This is a genomic window from Chitinophaga sp. (assembly GCF_036569185.1).
Classification (GTDB): domain Bacteria; phylum Bacteroidota; class Bacteroidia; order Chitinophagales; family Chitinophagaceae; genus Chitinophaga.
This window is the reverse complement of sequence record NZ_DATCRD010000139.1, coordinates 1-17,149: the sequence shown is the minus strand read 5'-3', so window position 1 is coordinate 17,149 and position 17,149 is coordinate 1. Positions and strand designations below refer to the sequence as shown.

The following is a 17,149-nucleotide window of genomic DNA, read 5'->3' as shown; positions in this document are numbered from 1 at the left end:
CCCGAAGATTCTTCAAAAAGCAGTTTACTGAGGGCCAGTACCGCCAGCAGCATACCGTAGAAGCTAATAGTGATAGGGTTGATCACTGCTTCTGCAGGATCATCTCCCAGCGATCCCCTGGTAGACATCAGCGCCACTGTGAGCGTATTATTGGTAAAGAAAGATACCAGGATAATAATGTTACTGCAGCAGGCGAATATAAATGCCCATTTCAGGAATTGCCGGATATTCATATAAGGCGCTGCCACCGTCACGGCAATTACCGGCAGGAAGCAATTGGCAAACGCCATAGAGTACATAAAGAATGTACTGTACCTGCCGTTTCCGAATTCTATACCGCGTAAACTTACGTCTACAAAAAGACGGCATGAATAAATGAACCATAGCAGCAACAACAGGAAAGTACCCTTTGTTACCTTCTTCAGGGAAAAAGGTATGCGGGCGATCACTACCAGTGCAGCCAGGGCGATCAATACCCTGAAACCCGCATTTACCGGTGTGGAGTTAACTTTCAGGAACAACGGGATAGCAGCCTGGATGGGATAGCCCAATGCCAGGAACAGTATGATCGCACTTCCAAATGTATTGGCGATCCTGCTGTAACGGTGATGGGTGGTATCCGGCATCACGTAATTCATGCTAATATCTTTCAGTTCCAGGTTCATCATTTTTGTTTATTTGCTTTGCGGACCACTTCCAGCCAGGAATCAGCCCATCTTTCTGCATTAAAACTGTACCTGATGGTATCCATCGCATTCTTTGCCACTCTTTTTCTTTCCTCCGGGTTATTAACCAGGTACTCTATTCCCTGCATAATATTTTCGGTAAATGGCATAGTGAGCATACCATTGTAATTGTTCAGTATGATGTTGTTGATACCGCCAATATTGGAGGCCACTACCGCGCAACCAGCCCCCATTGCTTCCAGCAGGGAAAGGGATGTCCCTTCCGAGGCCAGGGTGGGCACCACCGCAATATGAAAGCCACCATGGAATCTTAATGAATCATTAAAATCGTACCGGGTCAGGTGAACATTTGCTGCATTCTTGAAGCGCTCCTTTAGCATGGGTTCCAATTCCCCTTCACCGGCAAAGGTGAAGCTAAGGTTATTGTATTTTTTATTGAGATGATCTACAATATCTGCCATCACAGCAATTCCGCGGATCTTTGTAAACCTGCGGGCAATCAATATCTTGATCGTATTGTCGGAAGCGCCGGAGAAATTAACGTTGGGTGTCTGGCTTACGCTGGCAAAGTTGGGAATAACAAAGATCTTCTCTTCCCCTTCCCTTGCAGTGAAGGTCCTGTACCACGAAAGGTAGTTATAATCCACGCATACTTTATATTCCGACTTCGAGAAATAGCTGTATGCCTTCAGCGACTGCATCATTTTGGTAACTACATTCAATTGCAGCTTTGACATCAGCTTACGCATGGCAGTATTCAGGTCAAGGGAATCGAAGTAGACACCGTGCTGAATGCTTACCGTTTTATAGGGAGGGATCTTCACCGACAGGGTATCCGCTCCCCAAATCACCAGGTCGTTTGCCGGATCAATATGAGGCGCATGGCGGTCGAACAGCGCTTTCATCTGCTGTTTAGGCAAATTATAACCGATGAGATGAACTCCTTCCTGGATTTTATTATTGAAATCCTTACTTCCGAATTGTACAACAGATACTTCCCATTCATCTTTCGCCAATACAGCGGCAAGCGTGAGCAGGTAGGTTTGCACGCCGCCCACTGTTACCGATTTACCTTCAAAATCGTATATCCGCGGATAAAATATATGTACTTTAGACTTACTCATAATTTAAAATTTGCGGCCTACAGTTGCCGGATGGATTGCCTGAATAAAGAAAACATCTGGTCGCCCCGGGCTATTTCCCTCTCGAGGTCTGCCTGGAAAAGGGCCACCCGTTCCGGGTAGTCTTTCCTGATCTGTTCCACATAGTTCACCAGCTGTGTTACATCAAACGGATATTTCCAGCAATCGAACGCTTTAAAATTGTCGCTCACAATCCTGAGCTTCTGTTCTACTTCAATACAAACTGCCGGCTTATTCAGCAGTGCTGCAAAAATGGCCCCGTGAAACCGGGCAGTAACGAATATGTCGATCGCCGCCAGTTGCTGAATGAATGCTTTGAAAGTAAACTTCCTGGCATCCCATATCATTGCTTCAATCTTTTCACGTTTGATAATCTCCAGCCATTCAGGATCCCGTTCTTCAGAGAAAAGGATGTATTTCACCTCGTATCCTTTACTTTGCCAGATGCGGGTAGCTTCCAGTAATTTCCCGTAGTAAGCATGTCCTTCATCTGTATGCACCCAATCGCGTACAATAATGCCAATAACTTTAGGATTGGCCGAGGGCGTTGTTTTGGTGAAATAATTATTTACAAAAGAAGAATTAAAGCACAGATCGCTGCCCAGGAATAATCCTTTTGACTCCCAGGATTTACATACTTCATAGCTTACCACGTCTCTCACCAATGCCTGATCCAGTTGTTTGAAAGTTTGCATGGCCACTTTCTCCTCTACGGAATCTTTTACAAAGGGGCCCACACCAATACCAATAGCTACTGTTTTGTTGGCTTTGATACCACTCACTTTTTTGAATCCTCTCAAACGGGGAAGTATTACCGATTTCAGTGTTTTATAATCGAAGAAATACTTCAGCTTCTTCAGTGTCATTTTGGGAATATATTTCACCTGGGTATTCGGGAAGGAGAAAAACTGTGTGCCTCCCCCGTATACCAGCATTTCCACATCCAGTTTGCTGAACAGGTCATCCGATGAAATAATTTTTGCTGCGGGGAGTAAATCGTTAAAATAATCCGCCCTGGTACAATAAAAGCCAAACTCGTTCTCCTTCAGGATATCTTTCATATGATCATACATGGTGATCATCAGTGCATCATCTCCGAAGTTATTAAGGCCGTATCCTCCCCTTACCAATACTTTCATACTATATGGTTATTATATGGTTTTCCAATTTCAGTCATGGCTACAGGCCTGTTAAAGGGTACCCTGTTGTTTTGCCATGAAGTATATTTTATTATCTTTCTTAAGCTGGTTATAATGATCTGCATCCCTGCTGCCGATCACTTTCGCCGGGTTACCTGCTATAATAGCGTAAGGCGGTATTTTACCGGTAACCACGCTTCCTGCACCTACAATACATCCCTCTCCTATATTCGTGCCAGGCACTATAATTACGTTGCCGCCAATCCATACATTTTCACCAATAGTGACCGGCTTTGTTTCTACCCGCTGGTCGTAAGGAATATAGTTAGCATTCCTGAATACATGATTGGCTGAATAAATGGTGACGTCAGGTCCGATTATCGTACCTTTTTCAATGTTAATGCCCCCTACTCCGTAGAGCTTTGCACCCGGGCCTATGTATACATAATCACCGATAGCAATGTTGTTTTCCCCGCTCCCGTGAAAAGGGCGCCCGATCACTACTCCGGCTCCCCGCTGTCTGAATTTCATCTGCCTGATCCGGGCATTATGAACGCGGCCGGCAACAGCGGCATATATTTTATTGAGCAACCGTGGTAACATGTTTATATATTCTGTAAAAGATCCACAAAATGATGGCGCATGCCACCAGCAACATCAGTATCCTCAGGTAGATGCTCAGTTTAAACATGATCATCACAATGAATGAAATAAAGATGATACCCCATATAGCAAGCGATTCCGGGGATATGAGGAAATACCTGTCTGCCAGCTCCTTTTTGATATAAAAGGGGATAAACACCACGGTGCTGACAAAGTAGGCAAATGCGTATGCTCCGGCACGGCCTTCCGAACCACCCTGTTTAAGCCCTATCATATAAAGAATGGCCAGCAGCCCCCATATGCCATTACTGAGCATACTCCACCACATGAAGTTACCTGCTGCAAAATTCCTTGCAATACCCTGTCGATGCGCAATCACGATGGTGCCAATCATTACAATCACCACGGTACCGTTCAGGTTGCCGGAGGTAAAGTCTTTACCAAAAGCAATACCTGCTATTTCAGGCACCAGGATAAATGGCAGGGAAAGAAAAATACCAATGCCCCAGGGAACGAAGTTGTTGATGGCCTCCAGCTTGGCATTCTTCTGTTTGAAGTTGCGGATCACCTGTGGCAGCAAAGCCTGCCCGAGGGTAGTGTTCACCACGCTGATGATCAGCGATATGCTGAGCGCTGCATTATATACACCCAGATAGGAGTAACCGGAAGGTTCTTTTGCCACCAGCAGGTTACAGTACCAGTTAACCGGCAATACCAGTATCCCGCTCAGAACAGCCGGCAGGCTAAAGGTGTACAAAACTTTATATTCCTTCAGGTAATCTTTCTCATTTACATTAATGCCAAACTTTTTTGTTTCATTGCGTATTTCCATCCAGCTTAATACGGCGATCAGCACCGCGTTGATCGTTAAACTGAGGATAGCTCCATTCACTCCCAGGAACCAGGTGAGCGCAATAGAGATTGGCAAATTGATAACGCCTGCGATCAGGTTTACCTTGGCTATTTTCTTAAAAGCTTCAAGGCCGGCAAGTATACCGGTTTGTACGCCGTTGATAGCATAAAAAAGAATAGCCCAGGAGCCGTATCTCAGCCCGCTTCCCAGCTTTGCATTCTCCAGGGAATTACTGGCCAGGGGATTGGACAGGAAAAACAGGGAAACGCTGATCACAAAGCCCATGATAAAAGCCATGTGCAGCGCCATCTTTGCCACCCTACCGGCTTTTTGTTTGTCTGTATCCCTGTACTCCGCCACAAATTTCGTGGTGGTAATACCCAGTCCGAATATGGAGAAAACGATGAACATATCTATTGTAGACCGTATCATACCCAATTCGCCGAAGCCTTCTTTTTTAAGCATGCGGGCAATAACGATAGAAGACAGGAAGATGAGGGCTCTGAAGACGACCGTTCCCAGGAACGACCAGAAAACACCGTGCACAATCTTTTTTCCAACCTCCGACTTGTTGACTTTCTTCTTCAGGGCAAATATTACATCTCCTACCCTTGGCATATACTTCTGGATAATTAACATCTTATTATCGTATTGGGAAGCGTGGTGCAGCTTCTGCTAATGATTTCCGCTTAACTTTTATATGGCTACTGCTGTTTTCTCTAAAATTGCCTCTGCGATACGGGCGCTTGCTTTACCATCGCCATAAGGGTTATGTAACCTGCTCATGGAATTATACCTGTCGTTATCGAGGATAAGTAATTCTGCTTCATGAAAGATCTTTTCTGCAGAGGTGCCTACCAAAATAACGGTACCTGCATCTACTGCTTCGGGGCGTTCGGTTGTGTCTCTCATTACCAGTACCGGTTTACCGAGACTTGGCGCTTCTTCCTGTATACCGCCGCTGTCTGTAAGTACCAGGTAACAATGCTTCATGAGATAAATGAAGGGCAGATAATCCAGTGGTTTTGTGAGATACACGTTATCAATGCCACCCAGTTTGTTATAAACAGGTCCCTGTACATTAGGGTTAAGATGCACCGGGTACACAATGTCTATGTCCGGGAAGCGCGTTGCAATATTTTTCAATGCGTCGCAGATATTCAGGAAACCATCTCCAAAACTTTCTCTCCTATGACCGGTTACCAATATAAACTGCCGGCCTTTTGAAATATCATAGCCGCTTTCTGCAAGCGTTTTTTCCAGGGATGCTTTCAGCGAAGCATCGTTTTCTATTTTCCCGAGAGCCAGGAAAAGAGTGTCTATCACAGAGTTTCCTGTAACAAATATTTTTGATGCCGGTGTTTTCTCCTCCAGCAGGTTTGCCTGTGATCTTTCCGTTGGTACAAAGCAGTAGTCTGCAATTTTATCAACTATCTGGCGGTTAAATTCTTCCGGCCATGGAGATTGAATGTTATAAGTTCTCAGCCCTGCTTCCACATGACCGATCTGGATTTTTTCATAGAAAGCAGCCAGGGACACTACAAAAGCAGTCGTAGTATCGCCGTGCACCAGGATAAGATCCGGGCGGAATTCTTTCAGCACCGCTTTCAGCTTTGTAAGGATATTGATGGTGATATCGTGAAGATCCTGTGATTGCTGCATGATATCGAGATCAAAGTCGGGTACTATATTGAATGTTTCCAGTACACTGTCTAACATATGACGGTGCTGGCCGGTTACACAGGTTCTGGCATCAATAAGGTCGCTGTGTTTTGCGAGCTCCTTCACTACCGGTACCATTTTAATAGCCTCCGGCCTGGTGCCGAAAACCACCATTACTTTTTTCTTTTTGATATGGTTCATCCTTACTAATATTTATGGTCTTTCAATGGGGGTTCTCAAACAAAAAAGGTTTTCAATATGGGTTTTTCAATAATGATATGATATATTGATGAAAAGCGGGTACTGCAGTACCCGCTTTTTTTCTTTTACAGTCTTCCGTCTACCAGTGATCTGTCGAGCACTGCTTTGGCATCAAATACTACTGCATCATGCCCGTTTTTCAGCGCATGATAATCGATCTTCACAAATTCATTATGTGCCACTGCCAGGAGGATAGCATCGTAATGTTTTGCGATGTTATCTGTTAATTCCAGGCCGTACTCTTCTTTCACTTCTTCTTTATCTGCATGCGGATCGTATACATCCACTTTCATTCCGAACTCTGTTAACTCCCGGTAGATGTCTACCACTTTGGAGTTACGGATATCAGGGCAGTTTTCTTTGAAGGTGATACCGAGGATCAGGGCTTTTCCACCTTCCACCCTGCGGCCTTTTTTCACCATCAGTTTAATGATCTTATTGGCAACAAATACGGCCATCATATCATTCACCCTTCTTCCACTGAGGATCACCTGCGGGTAATAACCCAGGGCTTCTGCTTTGTGTGCGAGGTAATAAGGATCTACGCTGATGCAATGTCCGCCTACCAATCCTGGTTTAAACTTCAGGAAGTTCCATTTGGTGCCTGCGGCATCCAGCACATCGGTAGTATCTATACCAATACGGTCGAAGATCAGCGCCAGCTCATTTACAAAGGAAATGTTCACATCACGTTGCGCATTTTCGATGGCTTTGGCAGCTTCGGCCACTTTTATGCTGGGTGCTTTATGCGTACCGGCTTTGATGATACTTCTGTACAGTTCATCAATCTTATCTGCAATGGCAGGTGTAGAGCCGGAGGTAATTTTTCTGATAGTAGTAAGTGTATTCACTTTGTCGCCGGGAACGATACGCTCAGGGGAGTATCCTGCGAAGAAGTCTACATTGAACTTCAGGCCGGAAACCTTCTCCAGCAGCGGTACACAGTCTTCCTCTGTACATCCCGGGAATACGGTAGATTCATAGATAATGATATCGCCCTTTTTCAGGACAGCCCCTAACATTTCGGTTGCCTTCAGCAGGGGTTTTAAATCAGGTGCATTGAAACGATCGATGGGTGTAGGAACGGTTACAATGAACGTGTTGTATGCTTTAAGATCTTCCTTGTTTGCGGAGAAACTCAAGCCTGCTCCTTTGTTCTCCTTCTTCTTGTCCAGTGCTTTTTTCATACCTTCCAGGTCCGCTTCCAGCGTATGGTCGAAACCACTTTTCAGTTCTTCCACCCTGCCGGAATTAATATCGAACCCTAATGTATCGTACAGCAATCCAAACTCAATAGCCAAAGGCAAACCAACATACCCTAGTCCAATTATAGCAATTTTTGATTCTTCGTTCATTTTATTAACTGATTAACTGATTATCTGTTTAACTGTTTATGTGTTTATATACTGTTAAATGTATGATGATATTACCTGCCCAGCATCACCTTGATCCTTTCCGAGAAACCTTTACGCGCAGGGGTATTATAGCCGTAACCGTATCCGTAACCATAGCCATAACCGTAACCTTTACCAGCAGTAACATCGTTTACAATGATATTCATCTTTGGCATTTTACGGGAGGTATAAAGATCTTTTGATATCTGGAGCTGTTGTTTGAATGTATATCCCTGTCTTACCAGGAAGAGTGTGGTATCTGCAAAATATCCGAGCAATTGCGCATCTGTTACCAGGCCTACCGGCGGGGCATCAATTACAATGTAATCGAACCGGGCGCGAAGAACAGAAAACAGGTCCTTGGTTTTATCGGTAAGCAGCAATTCAGCCGGGTTAGGCGGAATTGGTCCGGATGTAACGATCCAGCAGTTATCATTGATACCGGAGGGCTTGATTAACTCATCAAGTGATGTTCTTCCAATAGAGTAAGTACTGAAACCAGTCTGGTTGTTCAGGCCCAGTTTTTCCGAAACTTTGGGTTTCCTGAGGTCCATTTCCATCAGCAGTACTTTCTTGCCGGACAACGACAAAACGGCGGCCAGGTTGGTAGCCACAAAAGTTTTCCCTTCACCGCTCATGCTGGAGGTGAGCAGGATCACTTTTTCCTTTTCACTCTTCAGCACAAACTGCAGATTGGTACGTAAAGCCCTGAACTGTTCTGCAACGGGGTTTACGGTATCTTTTGAAATGATAACCATTTTTTTATCGTCTGTATGACCTACTTCAGCCAGGATGGGAACAGGGGTGTTACCTGTAATATCCATTTTATTGACCACCCTGCGGCTCAGCACGTCGCGCAAATATAATCCAACAGAGGGAAAAATAACGCCGAGTATCATACCTACCAGGTAAATAAGGGCCCGTTTCGGCATATAAGGCAGGGCATCGCTTTTAGCCGGGTCAATGATCCTTACTCCTGCCAGGTTGGAGGACTTGGAAATGGCCGATTCTTCTCTTTTCTTCAGGAGGAACAGGTATAATTCCTGTTTCACGGCCTGCTGACGGGAATAATCCAGGAACACGCGCTCCTTGGCGGGCACCTGCTGTATTTTCCTGTCGATAGCGCCTGAACGCTGCTGCAGCTGGCTGATACTTGTTTGTATGCCTGTTTTAAAGGACAACAAATTGCTTTTCAGGTCTCCTCTCAGGCTAACCAGTTGTTCATCAATGTTCTTTACCACCGGGTTAGAGGGGGTACTGGACATGAGCAATCTTTCCCTTTCCAGTTCCAGGCTGTTATATTTCCCGATAATTGATACGAAGTTAGGGTCTTCCAGTACCAGGGAAGAAGGCACAATACGTTTGTTATTGGCTTCGTCGTTGATATACTTCTCCAATGATTCCACCACGCTCAGTTTTACCTGCTGTTCGGTCAGCTGCCGGGAAAAATCGCCGGTACTGGCTATCAGCAGCTTGGCCTGTTCACTGAGGTCGGCCAGCTGGTTGTCCTGTTTGAAATTCTGGATGCCTTTTTCCACATCGGTCAGTTCGCGGCTCACCAGGGCAAGACGTTTATCCACGAACGTGATGGTGCTATCTGCAATGCGGTTCTTTGCATCCACGCTCAACTGCATATAGGCATCGATCAGTTCCTGCAAAATCAGTTCTCCTTTTTCCGGGATGGTGCTGGTGAGGGTAAGATCAATGGTGCTTACCTGTTTATTGGGAATACTCACCTGGAGTTTGCTGCGGTAGAGGCCCACTGCTTTATCCAGGGATACCACCCTTACAATATAATTTTCGGGAATAAGATTATTCTGATGCTGGCGAACCACTTTCATGGTACCTTCCGGTAATTTCACCGGCTCGTTCCAGGATAAATCTTTATCTATAACGCCTTCCGCGCTGATATGTACTTTTGATTCGGATAATGGTCTGATCAGATACTCCGCATCGGGAAGGGAATCTTTCAGGTCAGTCCATTGCACAATGAAAGGCAGCTTGTTAAACTGTTCCGCTGTTTTAAGTCTTCCTTCCAGCCAGTAGGAAACGTTGAGCTGCAGGTCTTTTACGGTTTTTTCCATCAGCGAACGTGACTTCAGGATCTCCATTTCATTATCCACGTTGCTTTTACTGCTGAAGATCTCCAGCTGGTCCAGCACTGCTTTTTCAGGGCTGTCGCCGCCTCCCTTCTGATCATCCTGGATCAGTATCTTGGCATTTATCTTATAGTCGGGCGTAGCATACCTGAGGTACAGCCATGAGAGCGCTATACCGGCTATTATGCAAAGCAGGAACCAGTACCAGTTACTGAGCACTTTATCAAACAACCGCCGAAGGTCGAACCCTTTTTCAGGCTCCTGTTGCTGGTGTGACACGCCGTTCAGTACCGTGTGTCCATTACCGTTACCATTACCATTATAGTTTTCCAACATAACGCAAAAAATTAAAAATTAACCCTTGAAAAAATTACAACAAGCAGTGTAAGGACCGATGTCACAATTGTAATATTCCTCAAACGGGCTGCATCCGTGGAAACGACCTTAGACTTATTAGGTTCAACATATACTACATCTCCCTGCTGGAGATAATAGTAAGGAGAAGTAAATAAATTGCTGCTATTGAGATTAAACCGCACGAATTCCTTTTTCCCTTCTACTTCACGGATCAGTAATACATTTTCCCTTTTACCATAAATGGTGAGGTCACCGGCCATACCCAATGCGTCCAGTAAAGTTACCTTCTCATTTGGCATCACATAGGTAGATGGCTTTGTTACTTCACCAAGTACAGTTACTTTAAAATTTGAGAACCGGACATTTACGACCGGGTCTTTATAAAATTCTGCTGCTTTGGTACGTATTTCTTCCTGTATCGCTGCAGTGGTTTTACCTTTTGCCATTATTTTTCCCACCAGTGGCAATGTTACATAGCCTTCTTTATCCACGAGGTACCCGGGGATATTTGCAGTGTTTGGCACCGCAGCTCCTGATGCGCCTGCAGCCGGCCATGTTGGCTGGTTTTGCTGGTTCATTAATGCGGTGGACGCTGGGTCCAGCGTTTGTATGGTTACCTGCAGTATGTCATCTGCCTGGATAACTGGTGTACTGTATGTTGCCAGATCTACCATCTTCTGTCTAACCGTATCAGGTACGTCTTTGAAGTAAGATATATTTTTCGGCGTTGAGCAAGCGCCCAGGAGCAACCCCATGGCGCTTCCCAGTATAACAAGCAGGCTTCTAAAACGTCTGGAACGGGACTTCCCGTAATTAGTTATTTTCATTTTCCGGCAAACAGTTTAAATAAATCTCTCCCCGCCACAAGACAGACGTCCTGCAGGAAGAATATTATGACAGTGTACAATTACATTGTTATCTTACCTTTATCCAGTTCTTCGTAGGCAGAATTCTTGCTGATGAACTCCGGCACCAATTCTTTCATTCTGGCTACAGTTGGTGTAAGGTAGTGGTTCTGAGCAGATGCTATCAGTTGATTCACTCTTTCACTTACTTCGGTAAAATCAAATGTCCGGACTTTTGCGATCATGATCTTTTCGTGGTAAGTAGGCAATGTGTTTTCTGCATTGTTAAGCAGCTCTTCATAGAGCTTCTCTCCAGGACGTAAGCCGGTATAAACGATCTGTATATCTCTTCCCGGTTCTTTTCCTGTCATGCGTATCATCTTTGTTGCCAGCTCTGCAATTTTCATTGGTTTCCCCATATCAAATACAAATATCTCGCCACCTTGCCCCATAGAGCCTGCTTCCAGTACTAACTGGCAGGCTTCCGGAATGGTCATGAAATAGCGGGTGATATCAGGATGGGTAACTGTCAGCGGGCCACCTTTCTCCAGCTGTTGTTTAAAACGTGGAATTACAGATCCGTTAGAGCCCAGTACATTACCAAAACGGGTAGTGATAAACCTGGTAGGCGGAGTACCGTAAACCGGTCCGAGCTTCTGATATTTTTCGTTGAGATAATTATTAAAGGATTGAGAAAAGATCTCGGCAATTCTTTTAGAAGCCCCCATTACATTTGTGGGGTTCACTGCTTTATCAGTTGATACCATCACAAACTTCTCCACACCGTATTCTACAGACAATTCCGCTACTATCTTCGTTCCGAGTACATTGTTCATAACAGCGATGGATGGATTCTTTTCCATCATGGGAACATGTTTATAGGCAGCGGCATGATATACGATGGTGGGAGCATAAATTTCAAACAACTGTTGCATTCTCACTTTATCGCATACATCCCCGATATATGGAATGATGGGCACTTTAGCGTCGTTCTCTGAAATTTCCAGTTCCAGTTCATGCAAAGGCGATTCTGCTTTATCGCACAGCACGATTACGGAGGGCTCGTAGTTCACTAATTGTCTTACAATTTCGCTACCGATAGAACCAGCTGCTCCTGTTACAAGAATACTCTTTCCTTTCAGCTCTTTGCTGAGCTGTGGGTTCTTGATATTAATAACAGATCTTTCGAGCAGATCTTCAATGTTGATGTCCTTCAACTGAACGCTGTTGTTGATAGAACCTTCTGTCCATTGATTCACGGGAATTATTTTTTGGACTTTAATATTCAATGCAATGCATTCCTCTACCAGCTCATTAAGATGTGCAGCATCCAGGTGGTCGTTGGGGATGAGCAGCAGGGAAATCTTCCCTTCCTTTACCATTTTAAAGAGTTGTCCTTTGCGGGAAGCGTACACCGGCAAGCCTTCAATAGATTTACCTGCATGCGCATTGGTATCTGCCAGGAAGGCCGTTATTCTTACATCGGCTTCAGGGTCGTCGCTGATCGCTTTACGCAACATCAGGCTGGTATGCCCGGTATAATAAATAGCCGCACGGGTACGGCTCTGGCTGCGGAAATTATTATAATATTTGAAGGTCCATTTTACGAGCAGCCTGTAAGACAGCAAACAGAACGACCCGATAAAAAAATTAATGAGGATCACGGAAATCGGGAAGATATTGAGTTGCGGGTCCAGCACCTGGCTATAACCAATGGAAAAAAGGATGAGGCAGCTGATAATATTCAATCCCGCAATGCGGCCAATATCTACCAGGCTGGTAAACCTTACTATGCCGCGGTAAGTATGCAGCAGTAAGGAAAGCAGGAGGTTAACAGCTAAAACCGTTATTCCGATTGTTCTCAGCGGAAATGCCGTATATAACTCGACATCAAAGTTCAACCTGAGAAGGAACGCTAAATTGATTGCGATGACAGAGCACCCCAGGTCTAATAGCAAGATAAGCCACGACGGGGTAATCCACGATGAATTACGCACCATAGGTTCAATAATAAGATATGGTTATTAAAAAATATAAACACGCCTGTTTAATCAAAGTCGCGCAAGTTTCAAGGTTTTCATAGAGGCGCTTTGCTATACAGGGCGGAAAATTAAATGACTACAATCTCTCTTTCGGTTTTCAAAGTTAGCGCAAGATAACTACTAAAAGTGAAAACTTCTGTTATGAAAAGGTAAACTGTTGAAAAAAAATTCACCTTTTTATGCCACCGAAAAATCAATAGTACAAAGCAATTCCCCACCACTTTTAAAAAAGCGATCATGAAAACTCTTATCTACAGGGTTGTCGCCTCAAACACTGATCAGTTGGCACATTACGACAAACAACCCTACCGGATAAACGAAAATTGCGGATCAGCCAATCATGCTGTCCATTTTACCTGCTATTAAAGAAAAACTCCCTGTGATGCTACATTGGTGGTGATGCACCTGGATCTTTTGCTGTAACGACCTTTCATAACGCCGCTGTAAAGTGTTAAATAGATGATACATGGTCTTTCAATTTTTTCTGGTTAACGCAGCTACTAAATATGGCTCTATGCTAATATGGTTAAAAAATCACTGCGCTATCGATTCTTTGCAACGCACGCAATTGAACAAACACCATACCAATCTCGGGGCTTCATTTAATTTCCCTGCCCGAAGTTAATGAAGTATTTATTATACTGCATCAATTATTAAAAAATAACTAAAAATATACTTACAATAAATGCCTCCATTCAGGACCCCTTACAATAAAACGGCCTCACCAGTAAGCGGTGAGGCCGTTTTATTGTAACTAACGTAATCGTGTATACGTAAAAGATATTATGCTGCTGTAATAAACACCACCAAACTCTTAGCCCCATGCGCACCCAGTACCAGTGATTGCTCTATGTCTGCTGTTTTGGAAGGACCGGCAATGAATACCCCGAAGCCGTTTTGCGGGGCTCCTATCCTTTCATACGCCTCATGCATGGTAGGCAGTATCCTGTTTTCAGGCAGCACAATAGCCAGGTGCTGGCAGATGAATGGCAATACCCTTACCTGTACATCCTGTTCAGTAAGCCAGATAGCGCCATTTTCGGCGATCCCCCACTGACCGGGCACAACCGCCATATCTACATTTTCCAGCAGGTGGGGATCTTCGTTTATCCATGCACGTTCATTGCTCCCTACTGTAATGATCCGTTGCAGATTTGGATAATGTTCCGCCAGTAAAGCGGGGATTTCCTTTTCGTCCTTTATTTGAAATAAAGTGCCGCCTAATCCTTCCAGCACCTTGCGGTAAGCCTCCAGGGTGCCCGGCATGGAGCCGGACAATCCTTCCAGGGATGGCAATACGGATGCCTCCGGTTGATGCTGCTTAACAGCGGCTAAGATCTGTTCCCTGCTGCTCATGATTTCTTATTTTTTTTGTACCACTGGGAAAACGACTGCGTTGGCGGAGCAGGCATTTCCCGTTGTTTATACCAGGGATTTAAACGGTTATTTACCATACCGGGGAAAGCGCGCATTACCCAGCGACCCATTTTTCCGGCGGCGCGATAAGTGCGCGGAGCAGACAATACCCCGCTCATCATTTTCATCCCCGCCGTTTTTGAGGCCGTAGTATGCCCCTCCTTTACCAGCACCTGCCTCCACTTATAAAGCTGCTGATGAATATCAATTTTCACCGGGCATACGTTGGAGCAGGAGCCGCATAGCGTGGAGGCAAAGGGCAGGTCCGCATAATCCTTCATATCCAGGTTGGGCGCCAGGATGGCGCCAATAGGCCCGGCTACGGCGGTATGATAGCTATGTCCCCCGCTGCGGCGATATACCGGGCAGGTGTTCATACAGGCGCCGCAGCGGATACACTTCAGTGAATTCCGGAAGTCTTCCCGGCCCAGTTGCCTGGACCGCCCATTATCTACCAGTACTATATGCAGTTCCTGCCCGGCGCGTGGCTGCCTGAAATGGCTGGAATAGGTGGTAATAGGCTGGCCGGTGGCGCTGCGGGCCAGTAGGCGCAGGAACACGCCCAGGTGTTTCCGCTGAGGGATTATTTTCTCGATGCCCATGCAGGCAATGTGCACATCTGCCAGGTGGGCGCCCATATCGGCATTTCCTTCGTTGGTGCATACCACCATTTCACCGGTTTCCGCTATCGCGAAGTTCACCCCTGTAATGGCTGCTTTAGCCTGCAGGAACTCTTTTCTCAGATGTTGCCTCGCCGCGGCGGTGAGGAACTGCGGATCCGCGTTACCGGCGGGAGTGCCCAGGTGCTCATGGAACAACTCTCCTATTTCCTCTTTCTTTTTATGGATACAGGGGAGCACAATATGACTGGGCGGCTCTTTGGCGAGCTGTACAATCCGTTCTCCCAGATCGGTATCAATTACTTCAATGCCATTAGCCGCCAGGTGCGGGTTCAGATGGCACTCTTCCGTGAGCATGGATTTACTTTTCACCAGGTGGCGTACCCCATGCTGCTGCAATATACCTGTAACGATGCGGTTATGCTCTGCTGCATCCGCGGCCCAGTGTACAATGGCCCCATTCTGCGTAGCCTGTTGTTCAAACTGCAATAAATAATCATGCAGGTTGCCCAGGGCGTTCCGTTTGATGGCGGAAGCGGTGTCCCGCAGCTGTTCCCATTCAGGGATGCTCCAGGCCATTTTATCCCGCTTGGCGCGTACCCACCAAAGGGTTTGGTCATGCCAGTTGACCCGTGGCTCATTTTCGTTGAACCTGTCTGCCAGCGTGGCGTGATCAGCTGTTTGCCTGTTCATGGATATTCTGATTGAGGATTTCTGCAATATGCATCACTTTCACCCCGGCATGCTGCCGGCGTAAAATACCTTCCATGTGCATGAGGCAACTCACATCTGTTCCGGTGATCACCTCTGCGCCATGTTTAACGTGATCGGCTACACGATCTTTACCCATTTTTACGGATACCGCTTCTTCTGTAACGCAGAAAGTACCGCCAAACCCGCAGCATTCATCCTGCCTGTCGAGCGGCACCAGCTCCACCCCTTCTACCATACGCAGCAACTTTTCCGGTTTGGAGAAAGGCGCTGCCACCAGTTCGCTCATCTGGGCCAGGGCAAGGCCTCTTTGCCCGTGACAGCTCTGGTGCAGCCCTACTTTACAGGGAAAGCGGGCCGGGAGGTGTTGTACTTTGAGCACATCGGTAAGGAATTCGGTAAGTTCGTATATCCGTTCCCGGATATGTGTGGCAGCAGTTTCTGCTGCGGGATCGTGCAAATGATCTTTGATATGCAGCACACAACTGCCGGAGGGACCTACAATATAATCGTAGTCAGCAAAATTTTTAATGAACAGGCTATTGCACTGGTGCGTAAGATGCTCATATCCTGAGTTGGCCATTGGCTGGCCGCAACAGGTTTGTCCCTGCGGGTACTCTACTTCACAACCCAGTTTCTCCAACAGCTGCAACGTGGCAATGCCTACCTGCGGGTAGAACTGGTCAATATAACATGGTATAAATAATCCTACTTTCACGTGTAAAGTATTTTAATGATCCTTGCTGACCTGCAAATTTAGCAGGCAACGCGATAGTAATCCTCCCTCTTTTTTACCGGTTACTGGCTTAATTTTCACTGCTACAAATTAATACAGGGTGTGGAGGTTGGCAACCCGGTCTGTCCTGTTGCGCGCCTTCGGCGCGATGCGGAGGTTGTCTGACTCAGGATTATGATGATTTTGCTGATTTGTTTGATGGGATCATGTTGGATTTTTAAAGGATTCGGGGAGATAGGAGCGGATTTTGTCTTGGAACACTGATTACGCTGATTTTGCTGATTAACCTGAATTTTGTTTTGGATTTAAGGATTTGGGGAGAAAGTGAATCGCTTTCGCCGATGCAGATTATTTCCCCGGATGATGTATATAGGAAGGTTAACTTTGAAAGTGTAAACCAATACCAGGAACAAACAACGGCATGGATACTGCATGGTTACTCTGTCTTGATTCAGAATTTACTTTACATGTTAGGAGTTAACTATGATTTAATTAAATTACTAACATGAAAAGAAAATCCGGAGCACCACCCATTTATTCAGACAGCTTGAAAATTACTATCGCCCGCGAGTATCTGTCTGGG

At 45.6% G+C, this 17,149-nt stretch carries 13 protein-coding genes; all 13 read right to left on the bottom strand.

Going from position 1 to position 17,149, the window contains the following annotated elements; all coding sequences use genetic code 11:
• On the bottom strand, positions 1-668 hold a 668-nt coding region (locus VIM72_RS09895), incomplete at its 3' end, for a hypothetical protein (RefSeq protein ID WP_332002674.1).
• Positions 665-1,810: a glycosyltransferase family 4 protein gene (locus tag VIM72_RS09890; RefSeq protein ID WP_332002673.1), complete on the bottom strand. Its 1,146-nt coding sequence runs from the start codon at positions 1,808-1,810 to the stop codon at positions 665-667. The genes VIM72_RS09895 and VIM72_RS09890, both read right to left, overlap by 4 nt.
• Positions 1,811-1,827: 17 nt before the next feature.
• Complete coding sequence (locus tag VIM72_RS09885; RefSeq protein WP_332002672.1) at positions 1,828-2,967, bottom strand: polysaccharide pyruvyl transferase family protein; 1,140 nt, start codon at positions 2,965-2,967, stop codon at positions 1,828-1,830.
• Between the two features lie 51 nt (positions 2,968-3,018).
• Positions 3,019-3,570, bottom strand: coding sequence for an acyltransferase (locus tag VIM72_RS09880; protein WP_332002671.1), 552 nt, complete (start codon positions 3,568-3,570; stop codon positions 3,019-3,021).
• On the bottom strand, positions 3,548-5,062 hold the full coding sequence (locus VIM72_RS09875) for an oligosaccharide flippase family protein (RefSeq protein ID WP_332002670.1): 1,515 nt from the start codon (positions 5,060-5,062) through the stop codon (positions 3,548-3,550). The genes VIM72_RS09880 and VIM72_RS09875 overlap by 23 nt, the downstream gene beginning before the upstream one ends.
• Positions 5,063-5,119: 57 nt before the next feature.
• Positions 5,120-6,286, bottom strand: coding sequence for a non-hydrolyzing UDP-N-acetylglucosamine 2-epimerase (gene wecB, locus VIM72_RS09870; protein WP_332002669.1), 1,167 nt, complete (start codon positions 6,284-6,286; stop codon positions 5,120-5,122).
• 125 nt (positions 6,287-6,411) lie between these two features.
• Positions 6,412-7,701 (bottom strand): nucleotide sugar dehydrogenase, encoded by a 1,290-nt coding sequence (locus VIM72_RS09865; protein WP_332002668.1) that lies wholly within the window; start codon positions 7,699-7,701, stop codon positions 6,412-6,414.
• A 71-nt stretch (positions 7,702-7,772) separates the two neighbouring features.
• Positions 7,773-10,175 carry a GumC family protein gene (locus VIM72_RS09860; RefSeq protein WP_332002667.1) on the bottom strand — a complete coding sequence of 801 codons (2,403 nt, stop codon included), beginning with the start codon at positions 10,173-10,175 and terminating at the stop codon, positions 7,773-7,775.
• A gap of 11 nt (positions 10,176-10,186) precedes the next feature.
• On the bottom strand, positions 10,187-11,023 hold the full coding sequence (locus VIM72_RS09855; protein WP_332002666.1) for a polysaccharide biosynthesis/export family protein: 837 nt from the start codon (positions 11,021-11,023) through the stop codon (positions 10,187-10,189).
• Between the two features lie 80 nt (positions 11,024-11,103).
• Positions 11,104-12,942 carry a nucleoside-diphosphate sugar epimerase/dehydratase gene (locus VIM72_RS09850; RefSeq protein ID WP_332002665.1) on the bottom strand — a complete coding sequence of 613 codons (1,839 nt, stop codon included), beginning with the start codon at positions 12,940-12,942 and terminating at the stop codon, positions 11,104-11,106.
• A gap of 924 nt (positions 12,943-13,866) precedes the next feature.
• Entirely contained in the window at positions 13,867-14,439 is a 573-nt protein-coding gene (locus tag VIM72_RS09845) for a LutC/YkgG family protein (protein ID WP_332002664.1), read from the bottom strand.
• Positions 14,436-15,812, bottom strand: coding sequence for a lactate utilization protein B (locus VIM72_RS09840; protein ID WP_332002663.1), 1,377 nt, complete (start codon positions 15,810-15,812; stop codon positions 14,436-14,438). The genes VIM72_RS09845 and VIM72_RS09840 overlap by 4 nt, the downstream gene beginning before the upstream one ends.
• Positions 15,793-16,548, bottom strand: coding sequence for a (Fe-S)-binding protein (locus tag VIM72_RS09835; protein ID WP_332002662.1), 756 nt, complete (start codon positions 16,546-16,548; stop codon positions 15,793-15,795). Before VIM72_RS09835 ends, VIM72_RS09840 begins: the two co-directional genes overlap by 20 nt.
• Positions 16,549-17,149: the final 601 nt, after the last annotated feature.

Bases quoted from the DNA above. Each gene is read 5' to 3' on its own strand.
- VIM72_RS09890 (WP_332002673.1), bottom strand. From the start codon at position 1,810: ATGAGTAAGTCTAAAGTACATATATTTTATCCGCGGATATACGATTTT.
- VIM72_RS09885 (WP_332002672.1), bottom strand. From the start codon at position 2,967: ATGAAAGTATTGGTAAGGGGAGGATACGGCCTTAATAACTTCGGAGAT.
- VIM72_RS09880 (WP_332002671.1), bottom strand. From the start codon at position 3,570: ATGTTACCACGGTTGCTCAATAAAATATATGCCGCTGTTGCCGGCCGC.
- VIM72_RS09875 (WP_332002670.1), bottom strand. From the start codon at position 5,062: ATGTTAATTATCCAGAAGTATATGCCAAGGGTAGGAGATGTAATATTT.
- wecB (WP_332002669.1), bottom strand. From the start codon at position 6,286: ATGAACCATATCAAAAAGAAAAAAGTAATGGTGGTTTTCGGCACCAGG.
- VIM72_RS09865 (WP_332002668.1), bottom strand. From the start codon at position 7,701: ATGAACGAAGAATCAAAAATTGCTATAATTGGACTAGGGTATGTTGGT.
- VIM72_RS09860 (WP_332002667.1), bottom strand. From the start codon at position 10,175: ATGTTGGAAAACTATAATGGTAATGGTAACGGTAATGGACACACGGTA.
- VIM72_RS09855 (WP_332002666.1), bottom strand. From the start codon at position 11,023: ATGAAAATAACTAATTACGGGAAGTCCCGTTCCAGACGTTTTAGAAGC.
- VIM72_RS09845 (WP_332002664.1), bottom strand. From the start codon at position 14,439: ATGAGCAGCAGGGAACAGATCTTAGCCGCTGTTAAGCAGCATCAACCG.
- VIM72_RS09840 (WP_332002663.1), bottom strand. From the start codon at position 15,812: ATGAACAGGCAAACAGCTGATCACGCCACGCTGGCAGACAGGTTCAAC.